14 protein-coding genes and 2 pseudogenes are annotated in these 17,916 nt (G+C 57.0%); 1 reads left to right on the forward strand and 15 read right to left on the reverse strand.

Features of this window, described 5'->3' with window-relative positions; all coding sequences use genetic code 11:
- Positions 1-179: 179 nt before the first annotated feature.
- The 15 genes and pseudogenes from PY650_RS29960 to PY650_RS30030 form a co-directional block, all read right to left on the reverse strand.
- The gene (locus tag PY650_RS29960) at positions 180-953 is read right to left on the reverse strand and encodes a winged helix-turn-helix domain-containing protein (protein ID WP_285883430.1); all 774 of its coding nucleotides are present in this window, start codon (positions 951-953) and stop codon (positions 180-182) included.
- An 820-nt stretch (positions 954-1,773) separates the two neighbouring features.
- A pseudogene (locus PY650_RS37525) lies at positions 1,774-2,087 on the reverse strand (integrase core domain-containing protein); the annotation flags it as partial.
- Positions 2,088-2,236: 149 nt separating this feature from the next.
- On the reverse strand, positions 2,237-3,793 hold the full coding sequence (locus PY650_RS29970) for an MFS transporter (RefSeq protein ID WP_285883477.1): 1,557 nt from the start codon (positions 3,791-3,793) through the stop codon (positions 2,237-2,239).
- 339 nt (positions 3,794-4,132) lie between these two features.
- Positions 4,133-5,146 (reverse strand): 1-aminocyclopropane-1-carboxylate deaminase, encoded by a 1,014-nt coding sequence (locus tag PY650_RS29975; protein WP_285883432.1) that lies wholly within the window; start codon positions 5,144-5,146, stop codon positions 4,133-4,135.
- A 363-nt stretch (positions 5,147-5,509) separates the two neighbouring features.
- The gene (locus tag PY650_RS29980; RefSeq protein ID WP_349644528.1) at positions 5,510-5,740 is read right to left on the reverse strand and encodes an exopolysaccharide production repressor protein; all 231 of its coding nucleotides are present in this window, start codon (positions 5,738-5,740) and stop codon (positions 5,510-5,512) included.
- Between the two features lie 48 nt (positions 5,741-5,788).
- The gene (gene fdxB, locus PY650_RS29985) at positions 5,789-6,118 is read right to left on the reverse strand and encodes a ferredoxin III, nif-specific (protein WP_285883434.1); all 330 of its coding nucleotides are present in this window, start codon (positions 6,116-6,118) and stop codon (positions 5,789-5,791) included.
- Positions 6,115-6,318 (reverse strand): CCE_0567 family metalloprotein, encoded by a 204-nt coding sequence (locus PY650_RS29990; protein ID WP_285883436.1) that lies wholly within the window; start codon positions 6,316-6,318, stop codon positions 6,115-6,117. The genes fdxB and PY650_RS29990 overlap by 4 nt, the downstream gene beginning before the upstream one ends.
- Before the next feature lie 24 nt (positions 6,319-6,342).
- Positions 6,343-6,831 carry a NifX-associated nitrogen fixation protein gene (locus PY650_RS29995; protein WP_285883438.1) on the reverse strand — a complete coding sequence of 163 codons (489 nt, stop codon included), beginning with the start codon at positions 6,829-6,831 and terminating at the stop codon, positions 6,343-6,345.
- A gap of 12 nt (positions 6,832-6,843) precedes the next feature.
- A complete protein-coding gene (gene nifX / locus PY650_RS30000) occupies positions 6,844-7,341 on the reverse strand; it encodes a nitrogen fixation protein NifX (RefSeq protein ID WP_285883440.1) in 498 nt (165 codons plus the stop codon).
- The gene (gene nifN / locus PY650_RS30005) at positions 7,307-8,698 is read right to left on the reverse strand and encodes a nitrogenase iron-molybdenum cofactor biosynthesis protein NifN (protein WP_285883442.1); all 1,392 of its coding nucleotides are present in this window, start codon (positions 8,696-8,698) and stop codon (positions 7,307-7,309) included. Before nifN ends, nifX begins: the two co-directional genes overlap by 35 nt.
- Complete coding sequence (gene nifE / locus PY650_RS30010; RefSeq protein ID WP_432761599.1) at positions 8,698-10,143, reverse strand: nitrogenase iron-molybdenum cofactor biosynthesis protein NifE; 1,446 nt, start codon at positions 10,141-10,143, stop codon at positions 8,698-8,700. The genes nifN and nifE overlap by 1 nt, the downstream gene beginning before the upstream one ends.
- Before the next feature lie 112 nt (positions 10,144-10,255).
- Positions 10,256-11,797 carry a nitrogenase molybdenum-iron protein subunit beta gene (nifK, locus tag PY650_RS30015; protein ID WP_285883479.1) on the reverse strand — a complete coding sequence of 514 codons (1,542 nt, stop codon included), beginning with the start codon at positions 11,795-11,797 and terminating at the stop codon, positions 10,256-10,258.
- A 123-nt stretch (positions 11,798-11,920) separates the two neighbouring features.
- Positions 11,921-13,423, reverse strand: coding sequence for a nitrogenase molybdenum-iron protein alpha chain (gene nifD, locus PY650_RS30020; protein ID WP_285883446.1), 1,503 nt, complete (start codon positions 13,421-13,423; stop codon positions 11,921-11,923).
- Positions 13,424-13,529: 106 nt separating this feature from the next.
- A complete protein-coding gene (nifH, locus tag PY650_RS30025) occupies positions 13,530-14,423 on the reverse strand; it encodes a nitrogenase iron protein (protein ID WP_285883448.1) in 894 nt (297 codons plus the stop codon).
- A 472-nt stretch (positions 14,424-14,895) separates the two neighbouring features.
- A pseudogene (locus PY650_RS30030) lies at positions 14,896-15,866 on the reverse strand (LysR family transcriptional regulator).
- A 1,082-nt stretch (positions 15,867-16,948) separates the two neighbouring features.
- Here PY650_RS30030 and PY650_RS30035 point away from each other — a divergent pair.
- Positions 16,949-17,914, forward strand: a complete 966-nt coding sequence (locus PY650_RS30035; RefSeq protein ID WP_285883450.1) for a phytanoyl-CoA dioxygenase family protein — start codon at positions 16,949-16,951, stop codon at positions 17,912-17,914.
- The last annotated feature ends 2 nt before the right edge of the window (positions 17,915-17,916 follow it).

A 17,916-nucleotide genomic window follows, 5' to 3' on the forward strand; every position in this document is an offset into this window, starting at 1 on the left:
CACTGATCCAGACCAACCCGCAACCGACATTGAATTCCCTCCTGTCAAATGCAGGAAGTGAATCATGATTTCAAACGAAACGCAACTGTAGTACTAGGAAAACTCCCGATAGCGAAGCATCTGGTTTAGATAATCAACGTCGGAGAACCGCGGTCAGTTGCGTGCCTTTCCCAAACGGCCTATTCGGAAAGGCCATATCCCACGGATCTCACAGTACGTATAAAATCCGCTCCCCCTGCCTTCTTAAGTGCCGCGCGCAGGCGGCCTATGTGGACATCAACGGTACGAGGTCCGAGATGAACGGCTCGTGGCCACGCGGCCCTCTGCATTTCATCCCTAGAGTACACCCTTTGCGGAGCCTTCATCAGCAGGTGCAGGAGGCGGAACTCTGTTGGAGCGAGATGGACTATTCTGCCGTTTCGCCGTACACGATGTTCGGCTAAATTAAGTTCGAGGTCGAGAAAGGTCAGCAATTCATCATGGCTGAGGGCGCGATCCTGATTTGAGTCGGGCCAGATCGAGCCAATACTTGCGAGTAGAGTCTCAGGCGAGAAGGGTCTGCTGATATAGTGGTTCGCTCCAGATTCAAGAATTTCATTCCCACTTGTTTCGTCACCGTCAGCCGCAAGCGCGATAATCGACATTGACTGCATCCGGAGGTTCCGGCGCAGACTTGTGCAGAGAACTTTCGCCTCCACACCGGGTAGCCGTGTTTCGAGAATCAATAGGTATGGCGTCTGAATTAGCAGCCGTTTCGTCAGCGCTTCTCCAGTACTTACTCCGGCCACGGCAAGGCCCCTGTTCTTGATGGCGAACTCCAAGAACCACCGAAAGCTCACGTCTGCCGCAGCAATTAATATCGTAGGACTTGGTAGCCGAGCATATCCTTTCTGCATAGTTTCGAACCTCTCGAAGGCGGTTTCGGCGCGCACCGTCGCTACCTTAGGTGGCATATTCTGGGCTTCCTCAATTCAGTGCTGAGCGTCGATCGGAGCTTCCTGACCGTGACATCCATCTTGATAAAGACTCTGCTCAATTTCGGATCATAGAATCTGTGCACGCACCGTGCCAGATGGGGGATAGTCTCTGACCTGATGTCGTTGAATTCGTGAACAAGCTCCTCGACGACGACCACATCTATTGCGAGACCGCCGAACTCTTCAACCAGCGAAAATACCTACTAAGCGAGACCGGAAGCGACGACGCGCCCCTGCGGTTGCCTATCTGGTGCAGCAATGCAACTGAGCTCACACTATGACCGGCGGGAGTGTGGAATGCTGACAAAACAGAAAGTGGATGCGCAAGCAAATCGTCGCCAGTTGGCTCAAACATGGCCTATCGCCCGCTAGGTCTACAACAGACACTATCACTGCCCGAACTCCTCAAGTCCGACTTGCCGCAAGAGCAGTGCAGCCGATGAAACCGACCATAGATTGGGCAGCCGAACGTCGAAGGGACGCGACTCAATATCGTGGTTCAGGCGGTTTATAGATACACTTATGAAGGGGCGCCGCAAAGACAGTGTTACAATACATACAGGTTTGGCGGTTGAATTGCCTCTGGATTTGGTACGGTTGCGGCCGGGGTTAGAGCGGGAACACACGATGCAAACCGCCCAGATCTGACCTCGCCACAGCGATCGGCTAGCGGCACGTGTTTGACCTGAGGCCCAAGTTTCCTCCTAGATTTCGGAGCGTCTTGAGGTTTGATCTGGCCTCATGCGGCCTCTTTTTCGATAGCCATTTTCGTGGCGAATTCAGTGGTGTGATATTGCCCCAGCGATGAGTGCGGGCGGTGTCTGTTGTAATCCTCTTTCCATGTGGTGATCTCGGCCCTGGCGTGTGCCAACGACGAGACTCATCGCGGAAACTCCCGTTGAAGCTTTCCACGAAGCCGTTCTGCATCGGCTGCCAAGTGCAATGTAGTGCATTCGACTCGTGTCTGGTGGCACCAACCGAGGTCGCTATCGAGATCAGCTCCGTGCCTTTGCCGGAGACAATCGTTCGGGGGCGTCCTCGCTGTGCCATGACGTCTTGAGTGTCGGCGACCAGTGCTAGGGAATCCCGCGGGAAGTCGTCGACAGTGGCCGTCCTTTGGCCGTTCTCCTGTTCCTTCAGCATCCCGATGATCTGTTCGTCCGTGAAGTTCAGGGGCTCAGGTCGGTGTCAAGGTTAGCAAACGAGGCGATCGCCTCCGCTCAGTTCCGATCGAAGAGAGGCTTGGGCAGGACATCGTCCTATGCGCGAAAAGTGTTCCGTTCTATCTTGTGGTGGGTTTTTGGCGGGCAATCGCCTCCATGCAGTGCTTCGAGGCGCGACACAATCTCAGCGTCGGCATACGTTTGCCTTTGATTGTGGCGCACGAAATCCAGCCATGTCGCGACGTAATAGCTCTCGGTCCATATTTGGGGCTCTTCCAAGTCGCGGAAAAGCACCCATTGGTTAGCACCATCTCGAAGTCGAGCTCTTCGCCGCAACGCCATCACGCCGAGGAACTCAGCAATATCTTCTTGACTAATGCAATAATCTACCGTCACCGAGATTGGTCCGCTTCGCGGTCGTAGGTCAAGTCGCAGCAGCGGCTCAGTGAAGTTATTGGTCGGGTCAAGATTGAGCGTCTCAAAGTCCGGTTGACGAAGGAAGACGCCGGTCAGCCCAGCGACAGCTAGCATCAGACTTCCAACTAGCAGGGCATAGGTAACACCCTCCCTGTCGGCTAGCTCGCCCCAGAACCAGCTGCCCGCCGCCATCCCACCAGATGTGACCGTTTGGTAGACTGAAATGGTTCTTCCGACGACCCACCGCGGCGTCGAAAGCTGAACCGCTACATTGAACAGAGATAATGCTTGTATCCAGGCTACACCAGCAAATATGAGAAGCGCACAACTCAGCCAAACGTATTCGCTCCATGCCAGAAAAAAGCAGATGATGGCCAGCATAAAAAAGGCGCCGCGAACAACCCACTCATTGCTGAGAAATTCGCGAACGTGTCCTATGAGAAGCGCCCCGCAAATTGCTCCAAGACCGAAGAAACCAAGCATGATGCCGTAGGTTGTCGCAGTACTCCCAATCTGACCTTGGGCAATGAGAGGCAGCAGAGCAAGAATTACAATGGCGGTAAGACCAAATACGAGGCTGCGATACATCACCTTGAGAAGGTTCGGCGACAAGAGCACGTAGCGAAAGCCCGCTGATATAGCCGTGATAAGATGTTCCCGCGGGAGCGATATTTGCGTTGCTTCCGTCTTCCATCGCCAGAGCGCGATGATCAGGGCGCAATAGCAGAACACATTGAAGAGAAAAGCAAAGGCCGCACCGGCTGTTGCAACGATGATTCCGCCAATGGCCGGTCCGATGCTACGCATGAGATTGTAGCTCATGCCGTTGAGTGCGACCGCGCTCTGCAGATGCTCACGGGGGACAATGTCTCCCATCGATGAGTGCCATGACGCGTCGTGCAGCGCCCAACCGCTGCCGATCAGGAAGGTAAGGCTCAATAGCATCCAAGGCGTCACTGCCTCCGCATAGGCGAGAAATGCCAAGCCGCCGGACACGCAGAGCATCAGCAACTGTGCTGCCAACATGGTGTGCCGACGATCAAAATTGTCCGCAAGTGATCCTGCTATGATTGAAAATATCATGACCGGTAAAGTGGTCGATGCTTGGACGAGCGCCACCATTTTATCTGACTCGGTAATGCTCGTCATCAACCACGCAGCACCTACCCCCTCAACGAGGCTGCCAAGGTTCGAAACAAGGGAACCGATCCATAGGGAACGGAACTCCCTACTCATTAGTAGAGCCGCGATGCTCTCTTCGGCATTTTTGGGAGAATTTGTCACGTGTTTCATAACAATAGCAATTTGGTGCTTTTTCTTGACGTGGTGCGAATTGTGAATGCGAGCCCCGGTGGAATGCAACAATCCGGATTGTCGAGCTTGCTCTTTACGATCGCGGGCGCCTCTTCCGCATATTACCGTGCACAAGCGACCTCTCGGCGCGGGCCGCATGCGATAATTCGCGCAGACCCAATCTTTCGCCAGGATTATATCAGTGGTGTCAGTCTTCACCGGCTTCGAACTTCGAGTGCTCGCTAGGATGCAGGGGCCGGCGCAGCTTTAATCTGTCAAGCATCAGCCGTTGCGAAACGTGTCGCTGTAGCCATTGATTGCCGGCACGCCGCCAAGATGCGCGAAGAGAACCCGCGATCCGTCTGGAAAGAAGCCTTTGCTGACGAGATCTATCATCCCTTGCATTGATTTGCCCTCGTAGACGGGATCAGTCATTATGCCTTCCAGCCGCGCGCAAAGACGGATGGCCTCCTTCGTCTGCTCGGATGGAATCCCATAACGAGGATGCGCGTAGTCCGCGAGCAATACCACATCATCGTGAGCAATTTCCTTGCCGAGTTCGACGAGCTTTGCAGTATGCTGGGCAATGTTGAGCACCTGCGACTTGGCTTGGAGGGGAGTGGCGGAAGCATCAATACCGATCACATTGCGCTGACGCCCATCCTTGGCGAACCCGACGACCATGCCGGCTTGCGTCGAGCCCGTCACCGTGCAAACCACGATATAGTCAAAGGCAAATCCAAGCTGCTTCTCTTGTGCGCGTACTTCCTCGGCAAAGCCCACATAGCCGAGGCCGCCATATTTATGGACGGATGCCCCGGCTGGGATCGCATACGGTCTGCCGCCCCTTTGCTTGACGTCGTCGAGCGCCTGTTCCCAACTGCGGCGGATACCGATATCAAAGCCCTCATCGACCAGTCGCACCTCCGCTCCCAGGATCCGGCTCAAGAGAATATTTCCGACCCGGTCGTATACAGCGTCCTCATATGGTACCCAGCTCTCCTGCACCAGAAGGCATTTCATGCCGATCTTAGCGGCGACCGCGGCGACCATGCGTGTATGGTTGGACTGCACGCCACCAATGGAGACAAGCGTATCGGCATCGGAGGCGATCGCGTCCGGGATGATGTACTCGAGTTTGCGGAGCTTGTTGCCGCCGAACGCCAGACCCGAGTTGCAGTCCTCGCGCTTGGCATAGATCACCACCTTTCCCCCTAGATACTCGCTGAGGCGGTCAAGCTTTTCGATAGGCGTAGGGCCGAAGGTAAGGGGATATCGTTCGAATTTTTTCAGCATTTTTTCTCCAAATGTGGCCTTAAATCCCAAGTCAGCTATGCATGACCCTTACGCTACTGAGGGCACTCTCCCGCGTTCCAAAGATCCCATTGTCCCCTCGCCTTCGTTGGTCATCGAGACGACGCAATCCGCAGGCCAGTGCTCTCCGCTTCAGCGTCAATGCGACCGAACAGCAATGAACTCTTCAGGTTGCGACACGGTGGAAGCGATCGCCGACGGCCATGTCGCGTAGTTGCTCCAATAACGTCATGCTCGATGATCAATGTCTCTTCCAAGGCGCCCGAGGCTCACAACTAATCTATTCCCCGCGCTCAAGGGCAGCAAACCGCACCATCAAGCCAAGCTGGAGGACATCGGAGTAGTTCAGTCTTTCTTTTCGCAATGCCCTGGCCGATAGCGCATTTCCTCGAGATCATCAAAACGCAAGATCCGCTGGCTCCTCTTTGAAGCGCAACTGGCGCGCCAGATCAAAAAAAGCACGCTTGCGAAATAGGCCACCTGAAGAAGGAGCCAAATATCCACCGTCGTGACCAATGCGCTGCGGATGGAATGTGAAACGAAATAAGTGCCCAGAAGGCTGGCGCACATGGCCATGTGCAGGAGGCGACAGAAGGTTGCAAAAGGCACGGCCGTTCTCCGGGTTTATACGCCAGCACATGCAGCGAGCTTGTCAGCCGCAATATGAATCTGACAGTTCTTCGGGCAGACGCGGGCGCAGGCGCCGCAGCCGATACAGCGGCCTGCGTGGTCCACGACCATGATCATACGATTGAGTTCATCGTCGAAGTCGTCGTCCTCGCCGTCGCAGACGCCGAAGATTTCACCCGATTCATCGACGCCATAGAGGTTCATGACCTCGCGCGAGCAGACTTTGAAGCAGCGACCGCAGCCAATGCAAGTTTTGCCATCGATGGCAGTTAGATACTCCGGCACCCAGCTGGAGCCATCGCGCGTGACGAAAGACCCCGTCATCGTGCCTCCTCCAATGCGACAAGCTCTTTCTTTGCGGCGTCCAGCTCGGCGAAGGCGTCGAACGTTTTCTGTGCGATCGTCTTTATCTTAGGCCAGTTGACCGGGAGGTCCTCGGCAAGGTCGTGCAATTCCATTTTCGCAGTTGCTGCACGTGACTGCAGTTGGCGGACCTTCTTAAGCTGCTCCACAATGTCTGACATGATCTCTTTCCTCGAAAACCGATTTCATGACGCCCGCGCCACGTCGGGATGAGCTTCGATGGTGGCGATCGCATCATCGACCAGTTTCGCACCGGCATCAGCCAGTTTACGAAGTGTCTCGAAGCCGAAGCGGTGCACGTCTCGAAGGGTCTTAGCCAAAAGGACCAAACGCCCTGTTGTGAGAACGAGGCGCCCGAAGCCCTCAGGGCTCATCGTCACGATCGACGATGCGAGAAGGCCTGAGCGCTCCTCGATTCCAAGTCCGACGCATGTGTAAAAGATTTGGAGCCTCCATATCACGTCCGGATCCGGATCACCGATGATCGGCATCTCGTGGCGCTGCTCCTTCGTCACGATGAAATCGGCAAGCAGGTCAGTGTTCGATTTTCCTTCCCACGCCCCATGGGTATCCTGCGCCCTCACCAGGCGAATAAGGCATTTCATGAACGGGGTTGCCATAACGTTGCTATCACCATCGGCGACTATGTTTTCGAAAGTGGTGGGCGAGGTCATCGCCGATCTCCTCTAATCTTCGTCGTCGAAGAAAGGTTTGGGGACGCCCATGCCGGCATCCGCCAGCACCTTGCGCAGCCATGGCGGCGGAGCGGTTTTCAACATGGTTTGGGTACGGGTCAGTACCTCCTCGATGGAGGATGGCTGCGGCACCTTGATCGGATGAATTTTTGCCGAGACGACCTTCGCGGCAGACGGGCCGCCGATCGCCAGGCAGAACAGCAGATGACATCCCTTCAAAGCCTCGACCCTCATCGTGATGCGATCGCCGCCGTTGTTCGTGTGCCGACCGCTTTCGTCGGTTACTTCACCAAAATCGACAGCTTCGACGATTTCCCAACCAGCCGGCGTGACATCGTAGACTGCAAAAAGCTTGGCAGACCCGAAATGGGCATTCAGCCTCTTCAGGTCTTGTGTCGCGATCGCGACGCGCAACACTCCCTTCGGGCACTTTGGGACAGGTGCCGGTCCCTCGTCAGTGACGAGTGAAAGACGTCGCACAGCGGTCATTCTTTGCCTCCATGTCTTGCAAGGGATTGAGCGCTTCAGGGCTCGGCTGGCGGCAGTTCGACTGGAAAATGTTGGCGGCCTCGAACAGGAAGTTCCGGGCCCCCTCATAGAGAATGGTTTTCTTATGCTGGCTGCCCAGGCGGTCGAAGATCGGAAAGCCAACCCTCATCAGCGGCATGCCTAGCCGCTCGGCTGCCTGACGGCCATGGGAATGGGTTACAATCAAGTCACCGCCTGCGTGACGCGTCATGGACTCGAGATCGGAAAGATCGCCGACTTGCACCGCGTCTGCCGGCACCTTCTGCAGGATACAGCTGGTGCCGGTGGTCGTCACCGCGGCGACTATTTCAGCGCCCATACCCTTGAAGAATGTCGCAAGTTGAAAGAGATGATCTGGCTCTGCGGCTATCGCGATCCGCTTGCCGCCGAAATGAAAATGGCCGTCGAGTAGCGCGTCCTGCAACTGCGCGCGGCGCCGGCGCACAGCGGCCGGTATAGGATTGCCGGCGATCATCGCCAACATGGTCATGAAACGATCGATCGCCTTCATGCCGACAAGCTGCTCGAAGAGAACATAAGGCACGCCGGTCTTGGCCTGCAGCGCAGCGGCGGGCCCGCGCATATGCTCGCCGATCGCGACCGCCTGGAAGCAGGTGCCGAGTTCCCGGATTTCCTCGACCTTCGTGCCGCCATAGGTGGTCGGCACCCAACGGTCGTCGGGAACCGTGCCGTCGAGCGAGCGAGAGATGTCCGGCAGGATCACCGGTTTGAGACCGAAGCTTTCGACCGTTTCGCGCAGATGCTCAATATCGGCGACCGTCAAGTGCCAACCGGGAAGGATCGCAATCTTCTTCAAATCGCGGGACCGCCCGCCTGGGGTCGTGATGCCTTCGATCATGGAGGTGACGGCCTTGGCCCAGCCTTCCTCAATTGCACCATCGAAATCCGGTGTGCTCGCTAGCACGACCTCGGTACCTGCTAGCTCTTCGGCACGCTCCGACTTGATATTGGCAAGATCGCCCTCGAAATTCTCGCCGCGGGTTTCCACCAGCGCCGTCGTGCAGATCCCGATCAGCTTCGGCTTTGCCCGTGTTTTAAGATTAAGGAGCGCCTCCTCAAGATTGCCGGCGCCGCCGAGGATCGTCGCCACTGCGTCCATCGCCGTTGTCTGCAGCGGAATGGCCTCCTTGAAATGGCGCACGAAGAGCACGAGCGCGAAGCTGGTGCAGCCTTGGCTGCCGTGGAACAACGGTATGGCGCCTTCGACGCCAAGATAGGCCAAAGCGGCACCCAGCGGCTGCGACGACTTCAGCGGGTTGACCGCCGCCGACTTGGTCTGCGGGAGAGTGCATGCCATCAGCTTTCCTCACCAGTTGCGGAAGCCACTGGCGAGAGTGGCGACGGCGTTCTTGAAGGGCAGAAAGTTTCGGTCTCGCCCTGCCCGCTTGGCACTCGAGCCTCCGGTACAGGTGGGCATTCCCAGGGTGCCGGCTCTCGCACCTCACTCCAGATCGGATTGTGAATGGCAAGATCGATCTGGCGAACGAGCTCGACCATACCGTCATAGCCGGCATAGGGGTGGTGGCGTTCCTGGTTGATATCGAGCCAAGGCGTTTTGGCCTTCAGCGCGATGAATTGCGTGCGCCCGCCCGACAACATGATGTCGGCCTTGCCTTCTGCGAGAAAGTCGTAGAGCTCGCTCGGTCGCATCGATTCGAAGATATGGTTGTCGTCCTTCAGAATCTGTTTGATGCGTTCCTTGTCTTCGGCCGTCGACTTCTTGGTCGAGGTGCCGACAATTTCGACGCCGATCTCCATCAGCGCATGGGCGACCGACCAGGCCTTCACACCCCCGGTATTGAGGAGCACGCGCTTGCCTTGAAGCCGCGGACGGTATGCCGCGAGCTTTTTCCATGCAATCGCCTCCTGCTCTGCGATGAGTGCCTCGGTGCGCGCAAGAATTTCCGGATCGGCACCCTTCCTGACGATCAGCTCAGCGATCTGCCGCAGCGATTGCGACGTGTCGGTGATGCCGTAGAAGGAACCTTCGAAGAACGGAATATCCCAGAGTTCCTCCATCTTGCGGGCAAGATTTATGAGGGCGGTCGAGCACACCATCATCGCTGCCCGGGCACGATGCGCCGAGGCAATGTCACGATAACGCGCGTCACCGGGGATGCAGGCGCGCACGCGAATGCCGAGCCGGTCGAGAAGCGGCTTTACCAGCCAGAACTCGCCGGAGAGGTTGAATTCGCCGAGAATATTGATGTCGTAGGGACCGGCATCGTCGGGCTCCACGGTGCCGATGACATGATCGAGCAGCGTCTCGCCGGCGAGTTTGTTTCCAAGGTTCTTGGAGCCGGAAAAGCCGGGCGCGTTGACCGGCACTACCGGCAGCCCGAATTTTTCCGCAGCACGCTTGCAGACGGCTTCGATGTCGTCACCGATCAGCGCCGTAACGCACGTCGAATAGACGAAGATCGCCGGGGGCGCGTATGTTTCCTTGATCTCGCGTATCGCTTTAAAGAGCTTCCGCTCGCCGTGACCCATCACCACGTCGAGTTCCGTCAAATCGGTGGTGAAGCTCGTGCGCCAAAGCGTCGGGCCGGACGAAGCAGTACCGCGGTTGTCCCAGGAATTGCCTTCGCAGGCGAGCGTACCATGAATGAGATGCGCGACGTCGGTGATCGGCTGCAGCACGATCTTGGCCCCATCGAAAGCGCAGCCGCCAGCCGCCGCCCCGGGAGTGAGCGGCTTCGAGCAGCCCTTCTTGCGCACGCTGTCATCTTTGCCGCGGTTCATCTCGCAGGCGGGCTCGTCGAAGACTTCCTGGATCCTGGCATCGAGCGAGCGGCTTGCGCCGGTTTGAGACGCCGAACGCAAGACGTCGGGGGTGCCAAGCGGGTCTTTGCTGTTAGCGTGTGAGGTCATAGGAATAATCCGTGACACCTATTTTGCTCGTCTCGCGGTCAAGCTTGTCGAAGATCGTGTCGAGGATCGTCGTCAAGACACGCAGCCCCCCCTGGTAGCCCATCAGCGGGAAACGATGGTGATGGTGCCGGTCGAAAATCGGAAACGTCAGGCGGATCAGCGGCGTGCCGGTGTCACGCTCCAGATATTTGCCGTAGGAGTTGCCGATCAGCAGGTCTACCGGTTCGGTGAAGAGCAGCGAGCGCAGCGCCCAGAGGTCCTTGCCCGCCCAGACCTTGGCATCCTTTCCGAAAGGCGAGGATGCAAGCAATGCCTTCATCTCGCCTTCCCAGGCCGATGTGCCGTTAGTGGCGAGGCAGTGAATCGGCTCGCCGCCGGTCTCCATGACGAACCGAGCTACCGCATAGACGAAATCGGGATCGCCATAGATCGCGTATTTCTTACCATGCAGCCAGGCTTGGCTGTCCGCCATGGCGTCGACAAGCCGACCGCGCTCCAGGCCGATTGTTGTAGGGATTTCCTTGCCGGAAATCTCCGAGATTTTCATCAGCAACTCGTCGGTCGCTTTGACGCCCAGCGGATAATGGAAGGAGGCCGTCGTCTGCCCGAGCTCATTGCAATATTCCAGCGTCTTGCGGGTATTGTAGTGCTGCAGCGACAGCGTTGCTTCGGCATCGAGCGCGTCCTTGACGTCTTCGATGGTCGTGCCGCCGTCATACATGCGGTACATGCCGTCCGACGGGGTATCGAACTGATCGGAGGCGTCCTGAATGAGCGCATATGACACGTCCATGAGGTCGAGCAGGCGCTTAAGCTCGCGGTTGTTGCCGACACAGAAGCCGTCGAATCCTGGAACGATGTTGATGGTTCCATTGAATTCCTTTCGCTCCCTGCCCTTCCAGAAATGCTCCAGAATGCCCTTGACCATCCCGTCATAACCATCGACGTGGCTGCCGACGAAGGCGGGGGTGTGGGCGAACGGAACATCTAGGTCCGCGGGGACCGAGCCTTCGCTCTTGGCATTTTCGATGAAGCCGTGCAAATCGTCGCCGATGACCTCCGCCATGCAGGTGGTCGAGACGGCAATCATCGTCGGATCGTAGAGCGCGTAGGTATTGGCAAGACCGTCGACCATGTTCTTCAGTCCGCCGAATACCGCCGCGTCTTCGGTCATCGAGGACGACACGGCCGACGCAGGCTCCTTGAAATGTCGCGATAGGTGCGACCGGTAATAGGCAACGCAGCCCTGGCTGCCATGGACGAAGGACATGGTCCGCTCGAAGCCCGCGGCCGCGAATACGGCGCCGAGCGGCTGGCAGGCTTTGGCGGGGTTTACCACTAGCGCTTCGCGGGCCAGATTTTTTTCCCTGTATTCCCAGGTCTTGGTGAACTCGCTTTGATCGGCAACGATCTCGTCCGGGTGCGGGCATTCGAAATTTAGCTTCTTTTCGGCGAGCATCTGCCTGTATTCCGGCTCGCGGAACAGGGGCGCGTGGTCGAGAATTTTTTCGGCCGACTGCGGCATGGTAATCACCTTTCTTTTCATTGCGCCGCACCGGTGGCGGCAAAGGGACGTCATATTTCAGGTGTGCGGATCAAGTCCGACAGGAGAGCCTGGCCCGCCCCTGCTCCAAGACAGGCCAGGCCCTCATTCGGCCGCAACCGCCTCAGCCGGCGCGGCCTTTTTTTTCCAGGGGGCATCGTAGAGATCCCAGACTGGATTATTGATGGCGAGATCCATGTCCTTGGCGAAGATCGCAAAACCGTCGTAGCCATGATACGGGCCGGAATAATCCCACGAATGCATCTGCCGGAACGGGATGCCCATCTTCTGCACCGGGTACTTTTCTTTGATACCGGAGCCAACGAGATCGGGACGAATTCCCTCGATGAACTTTTCCAGTTCGTAACCGCTCACGTCGTCATAGATGAGCGTGCCTTTTTTTACGTAGTGGCCGGTGCGCTGATAGTCGTCGTTGTGGCCGAACTCGTAGCCTGTGCCGACGATCTTCATGCCGAGATCCTCGTAGGCCGTGACCACGTGACGAGGGCGCAAACCGCCGATGTAGAGCATCACCGTCTTGCCTTCGAGGCGGGGTCGGTATTTGGCGATGACGGCATCGACCAATGGCTGGTACTTGGCGATGACTCTTTCGGTTTTTTCCTCGATTTCCGCCCCGAAATGCTTGGCAATCTTGCGCAGGGAGGCGTCGATCTGCGAGGGACCAAAGAAATTATATTCCATCCACGGGATGCTGTATTTTTCCTCCATGTGCCGGCAGATGTAGTTCATCGACCGATAGCAGTGGATGAGGTTGAGCTTGGCCTTGGGCGCACGCTCCACTTCGGTAAGCGTGGCATCTCCCGACCAGTTGCCGACCACGCGCAACCCCATCTCCTCCAGGAGGATGCGCGTGGCCCAGGCGTCGCCGCCGATATTGTAATCGCCGACAACATTGATGTCGTAGGGACCCGCCTCGAACTCGACATCCGTCTTCTCAAAAACCCAGTCGCGGATGGAATCATTGGCGATATGATGGCCAAGGGATTGCGATACGCCGCGGAAGCCCTCGCAGCGCACCGGCACGATCGTCTTTTCGTATTCGCTCGCCTTCTTGCGCGACACCGCCTCGATGTCGTCGCCAATCAGACCGATCGGGCATTCGGACTGGACGGTGACGCCTTTGTTCAGCGGAAATAATTCCTGGATCTCATCAATGATCTTTTCCAGCCGCTTGTCGCCGCCAAAAACGATGTCTTTTTCCTGAAAGTCGGAGGTGAACTGCATCGTTACGAAGGTGTCGATCCCCGTCGTGCCGACATAATAATTGCGACGCTGCGACCAGGAATATTGGCCGCAACCAACCGGCCCATGTGAGATATGGACCATATCCTTGATCGGACCCCACACCACACCTTTGGATCCGGCATAGGCGCAGCCGCGGATCGTCATGACGCCCGGAATGGATTTGATGTTCGATTTGACGCTGCATTCGGAAAGGACGTTGTCCTCCTCGTCGGCCCCGTCTCTCCCCGTTGCAACACTGAGGTGCTTGTTGCGGCGCTTGGCCGCTTTGTCCGGATACTGCGACAGCACGTCCGCGATGAGCTTTTCGTGTAAAGCGCCGTCATTCTCGTAGTCGAGGCTCATTGGGCCTGCCCTCTTTTAAGGTTCGGTTGATGCCGCGCGCAAAGGCGCGTTCTCGGGGAAGGACGCGCCGGGTCGGGGCGCCGGCGCGTCCTGTCGAAAGCGGCAGTTAGTGGGCGACCGCCACCTTCGATTCCTTGGCCTGAAGTTCGGCAAGCATCTGCTCGTCGGTCTTCATGATGCCGAAGTCGAGCAGCATGTCCTCGAGCTCTTCCATGGTGATCGGGGTCGGGACGGTCCCTTGACCCGAATTGGCATGTATCTTCTCAGCCAGCGTGCGATATTCTCCGGCCTGTTTGGACTCCGGCGCATACTGGATGACTGTCATTTTCCTGAGTTCGGCGTGCTGGACGATGTTGTCGCGCGGCACGAAGTGAATGAGCTTGGAATTGAGCCTGGAAGCCAGCGCCTCGGCGAGGTCGATTTCGCGGTCTGTCTGGCGCTCGTTGCAGATCAGACCGCCGAGCCGCACGCCGCCTGCATGGGCATATTTCAAGATGCCCTTGGCGATGTTGTTTGCCGCATAGAGCGCCATCATCTCGCCGGACATGACGATGTAGATTTCCTGGGCCTTGTTCTCGCGGATCGGCATGGCGAAGCCGCCGCACACCACGTCGCCGAGCACGTCATAGGAGACATAGTCGACATTGTCGTAGGCGCCGTTTTCTTCGAGGAAGTTGATGGAGGTGATGACGCCGCGACCGGCGCAACCAACGCCCGGCTCCGGGCCGCCGGACTCCACGCACTTGATGCCTTTATATCCGATTTTGAGCACGTCCTCGAGTTCGAGGTCTTCCACCGAACCTTCCTCTGCCGCCAGATGCAGGACGGTGTCCTGCGCCTTCGAGTTCAGGATCAGGCGGGTGGAGTCGGCTTTGGGATCGCAGCCGACGATGAGGATCTGCTGCCCGAGATCGACGAGGGCTGCGAGCGTATTTTGGGAGGTCGTGGATTTACCGATGCCCCCCTTGCCGTAGAATGCGATTTGACGCAAAGCTGACATGTTGCCTTCCTTCTTTCGTTCCATCCATCGCGGAATTCGGTTGGCAGCTCGGGCCGCCCGCAGGCAAGCGTTTCAAAACTCGTGCCAATGTGGCGGTCGACTGGAAGGAAAACCCTCTTGATTGTTTTTCAGCTATTTAGGCTGAAGCAAACAAAAGGCCGGAGTGGACAAGCCTGTGTCGCGGGTCCGACAAATCGGACGCAGGGTGTCGGAGGCCTTACCTGAAGCCGAGAAAGGCTGACGATCGGGGGCCGCAGATTTGCAGCGACCAGCAGCAGGATCAGCGAGCTTCGCGTTCCTCAGTAAAGACGAGGCGTAGCGTGCGAGCTCCATTCGTATCAGGTGGACCGGCAAAACGCGGACATCTGCATGAGCACGGCAATCGTCTTGCCGGCCGTCGAGTGTAGGCTGAGACACCGGAACTATTCGCCGGCTTTGCGCACGTCGCAGCCGCGTGAAACGAGCAGTGTTTTCACCCGGCGGAGACTTTGAAACGACCGGGCTTAGTTCTCGGAGCGCTTTGATGTTCCGTGGCGCGCGGCGAAACCATGCGAGCTCCCTCCTGCATTAACGTCTCCCGCATCCAGAGGCTTGCCGGATCGGTATTGTGAAGTGCCGGCCATTGGACGGCCTCTGTCAATGCGGGGATCGGCAGCGGGAGCTCGACGATCCGCAGGGGCGTCGTTTTTGCACAATATTGCGCGAGCCGCAGGGGCATGGTTCCTATGCGGTTGGTACCCGACAAAATGGGTGGGATCATGCTGAAGGACTGTACGACGACCTCAACACGTCTCTTGAAACCGTGCTCGTGCAAATATCACTCGTCGATGGCCGGCTTGCGCGTATTTCCAAACTTGACCGCAACATGGCCCATCGACATGTATTGCTCGAATGTAAATGGCTCGGACAGCTGTTTGTTCGTCCCGCAGGTTACGACGAATATGTCGTCGAACAGTGCGGCATGCGGATGTTTCGACATGAACACTTCCGGCTTAATCAGAAAGTCGACATCGCCGCGCCGGAGGAGCTCCTCGAATTCGTCGGAAACTGACAGAAATTCGAAGCTGACGCTGGGAGCCTCCCGCGCCAGGCGCTCAACGACCATTTCAAAAAACACAAGCGTGACGTAGTCGGAGAGGATGATCTTGAAGCAACGATCAGATTGAGTGGGATCAAACGGCTCCCAGGAAATAATGGAAGCTGGATATAGAGCAAAGCCTCGCGCACTGGCGAGGCGAGCCTTTCCGCACGCGGCGTTGGGACAAGTTCACGGCCAGCCATCGTAAAGAGCTCGTCGCGGAAATATGTCCGCAGCCGGGCGACGGCCGCGCTCATTGCCGGCTGGCTGAGATTGATGCTGCGTGCGGCTGCCGTGAGGTTACGCTCGGTCATGAGGGCGTCAAGCACGACGAGGAGATTTAGATCAAGGCCTTTAAAACGCATGTTTTCCTTCATCCATAGCGTGGACGCATGCCATCCATGCCATCGATCATCATGCCCATTGAAAGAATATAAATCGGCCGAAATCAAGTAGATCGAGTGCACATTTGCGTGGGGGTTCGGCCGAAACGATCGGATGCCGGTCTGAGGGATTGCATCAGGTCTGCCTCGTTGGGCGTTTCAAGAGGTCGCTTGTCAAGGCACGGCTCCGGGCATTGCGAGGTGCGGCTAAAATTTCGAACCAAGCCAGAACCTTGACATTAAAGGTCTCCGGCCCCTCGCGATTGCCGGAAAACATTCGCTTCATTACTCCAAGAATGCCGGCGCGATCGTGGCAAACCGGCGCGGGAGAACATACCAACTGCCGCTTCAGCAAAACGGTTCGCCAAAGGGGTTGATCACCGAGAGCGCGTTTAGGGAAAATCCAGGACCCGCTCAATCCACCAGTCCTAAACGCCTTAGCCATCTGATATCCGGCCGGAGTCTTCAACAAGAAAATGCCATGCAAAAATGCCGGTGTGCGCCGGCATCAAGCGTAGGTCGCAGTCCGCGGTAACCTTCCAATCGTGGAACTATGTCTTGGTTTATCCACGTCGTGAATGCGCCCCATCTAAACAATCCATTTGCCAAGCCTGTGGGGCATTGGAGTAACAAAAGCAAGCCGCCAACCGATAGGCGACTCAAAACAACTCAGTCACAAGGTCGGTCCAAATGCCTGCCACTTTGATCGCATTCTCGCATTTGGCACGAGTAACACGAGGAGAAATATTGTTGAGACATGGAATCAAAGTCGGTACCGCGGACTTTCGTTCATTGGTCTAGGTATCAAATCTAGTTTCGATGAGAGGAGCAACGACACATTCCCTTGAACGAATCCTACCCTGGAAGAGAACAACAAAGGCGGCGTGCGAGAGCGTGCCGCGTTTGAATATTCCGTCGCCCGGTCGACCGCAAAAATGTTCCGCTGATCTCGCGGGTTTTTCGAAGCATCGAACAGGAACACTTAAGCTTTGCCGAGAATAACGCATCGCGTGGAGGTTCTTACCGGCACGGGGGAAATTCTATCATCCATGAAAGGCCATCGAATGCTCAGTTCCGCAAACTCCAATCCGAAGGACCTCGAAACGATCGCGCGCAACGGCGGCGTTTTTCGCCGCATCGCGTCCCGAATTCCAACCTATCTGACGGATATGCGAGAGAATCCGGCCTGGCTCCCAATGTTCCTGCTGGCACGCACGATGCCGGTGCGCAAGGCGCATTGGCTGACCGCACGACCAGTGCCGCGGCCGGAAAGTCGCAAGCCCTCGATGTTTGGCGATCTCAAGGCAAAAACGATCGCAGCCGAACTGAGACAAACGGGCATATTTGCCGGCTTGACCCTACCAACCGCAATTCACGAGGAAATTGCACGTTTTGGACATGAGACGCCCTGCTTCGGCAATTTCGACCGCAGGCTTGATTTTCTGGCCGGTGACCATACCGAAACCGAGCAATGGCTCGGTCGCACGATACTGAGCGGCCACCATTACGAACGGGTTTTACGATGTGACGCCGTCGTTGCCGTTCAGCAAGATCCGCTGCTTCTGGACGTCGCAAGGCATTATCTCGGCGGCAATGCAAGATTGATCACCACGCGGACGTGGTGGAGCTTTCCAACAAAAAAAGCCTCGGACGCGGATCTGAGCCGCGCTTCCTTCAAGTTTCACTTCGATCTTGATGATTGGCGAATGCTGAAGTTTTTCTTTTATCTTTCCGACGTCGATGCCGATTCCGGCCCGCATGTCTACGTGCGCGGCAGCCACAACCGTCGGCGTTTGAAGCATCAATTGACGCTGCTCGTCGGCCATCCTGCGCATGAGGTGCTGGATTTCTATGGCGAAGAAAATGCCATCACTTTGACCGGCAAGGCGGGTTCTGGCTTCGTCGAGGATCCTTTCGGCTTTCATATGGGCACCTTGGCAAAACAGAGGCCGCGGCTGATGATGGAGGTCGGATTTGGCGTCTCAAAACCATCAAAGCGCCGCTTCCATGGAGAACCGGTGCTTCGCTAGAC

This window comes from Martinezella calliandrae (genome assembly GCF_030272695.1).
Taxonomy (GTDB): Bacteria; Pseudomonadota; Alphaproteobacteria; order Rhizobiales; family Rhizobiaceae; genus Rhizobium; species Rhizobium calliandrae.

Coding starts and splice junctions, on each gene's coding strand:
- PY650_RS29960 (WP_285883430.1), bottom strand. CDS start 953: ATGCCACCTAAGGTAGCGACGGTGCGCGCCGAAACCGCCTTCGAGAGG.
- PY650_RS29970 (WP_285883477.1), bottom strand. CDS start 3,793: ATGAGTAGGGAGTTCCGTTCCCTATGGATCGGTTCCCTTGTTTCGAAC.
- PY650_RS29975 (WP_285883432.1), bottom strand. CDS start 5,146: ATGCTGAAAAAATTCGAACGATATCCCCTTACCTTCGGCCCTACGCCT.
- PY650_RS29980 (WP_349644528.1), bottom strand. CDS start 5,740: ATGGCCATGTGCGCCAGCCTTCTGGGCACTTATTTCGTTTCACATTCC.
- fdxB (WP_285883434.1), bottom strand. CDS start 6,118: ATGACGGGGTCTTTCGTCACGCGCGATGGCTCCAGCTGGGTGCCGGAG.
- PY650_RS29990 (WP_285883436.1), bottom strand. CDS start 6,318: ATGTCAGACATTGTGGAGCAGCTTAAGAAGGTCCGCCAACTGCAGTCA.
- PY650_RS29995 (WP_285883438.1), bottom strand. CDS start 6,831: ATGACCTCGCCCACCACTTTCGAAAACATAGTCGCCGATGGTGATAGC.
- nifX (WP_285883440.1), bottom strand. CDS start 7,341: ATGACCGCTGTGCGACGTCTTTCACTCGTCACTGACGAGGGACCGGCA.
- nifN (WP_285883442.1), bottom strand. CDS start 8,698: ATGGCATGCACTCTCCCGCAGACCAAGTCGGCGGCGGTCAACCCGCTG.
- nifE (WP_432761599.1), bottom strand. CDS start 10,143: ATGAACCGCGGCAAAGATGACAGCGTGCGCAAGAAGGGCTGCTCGAAG.
- nifK (WP_285883479.1), bottom strand. CDS start 11,797: ATGCCGCAGTCGGCCGAAAAAATTCTCGACCACGCGCCCCTGTTCCGC.
- nifD (WP_285883446.1), bottom strand. CDS start 13,423: ATGAGCCTCGACTACGAGAATGACGGCGCTTTACACGAAAAGCTCATC.
- nifH (WP_285883448.1), bottom strand. CDS start 14,423: ATGTCAGCTTTGCGTCAAATCGCATTCTACGGCAAGGGGGGCATCGGT.
- PY650_RS30035 (WP_285883450.1), top strand. CDS start 16,949: ATGCTCAGTTCCGCAAACTCCAATCCGAAGGACCTCGAAACGATCGCG.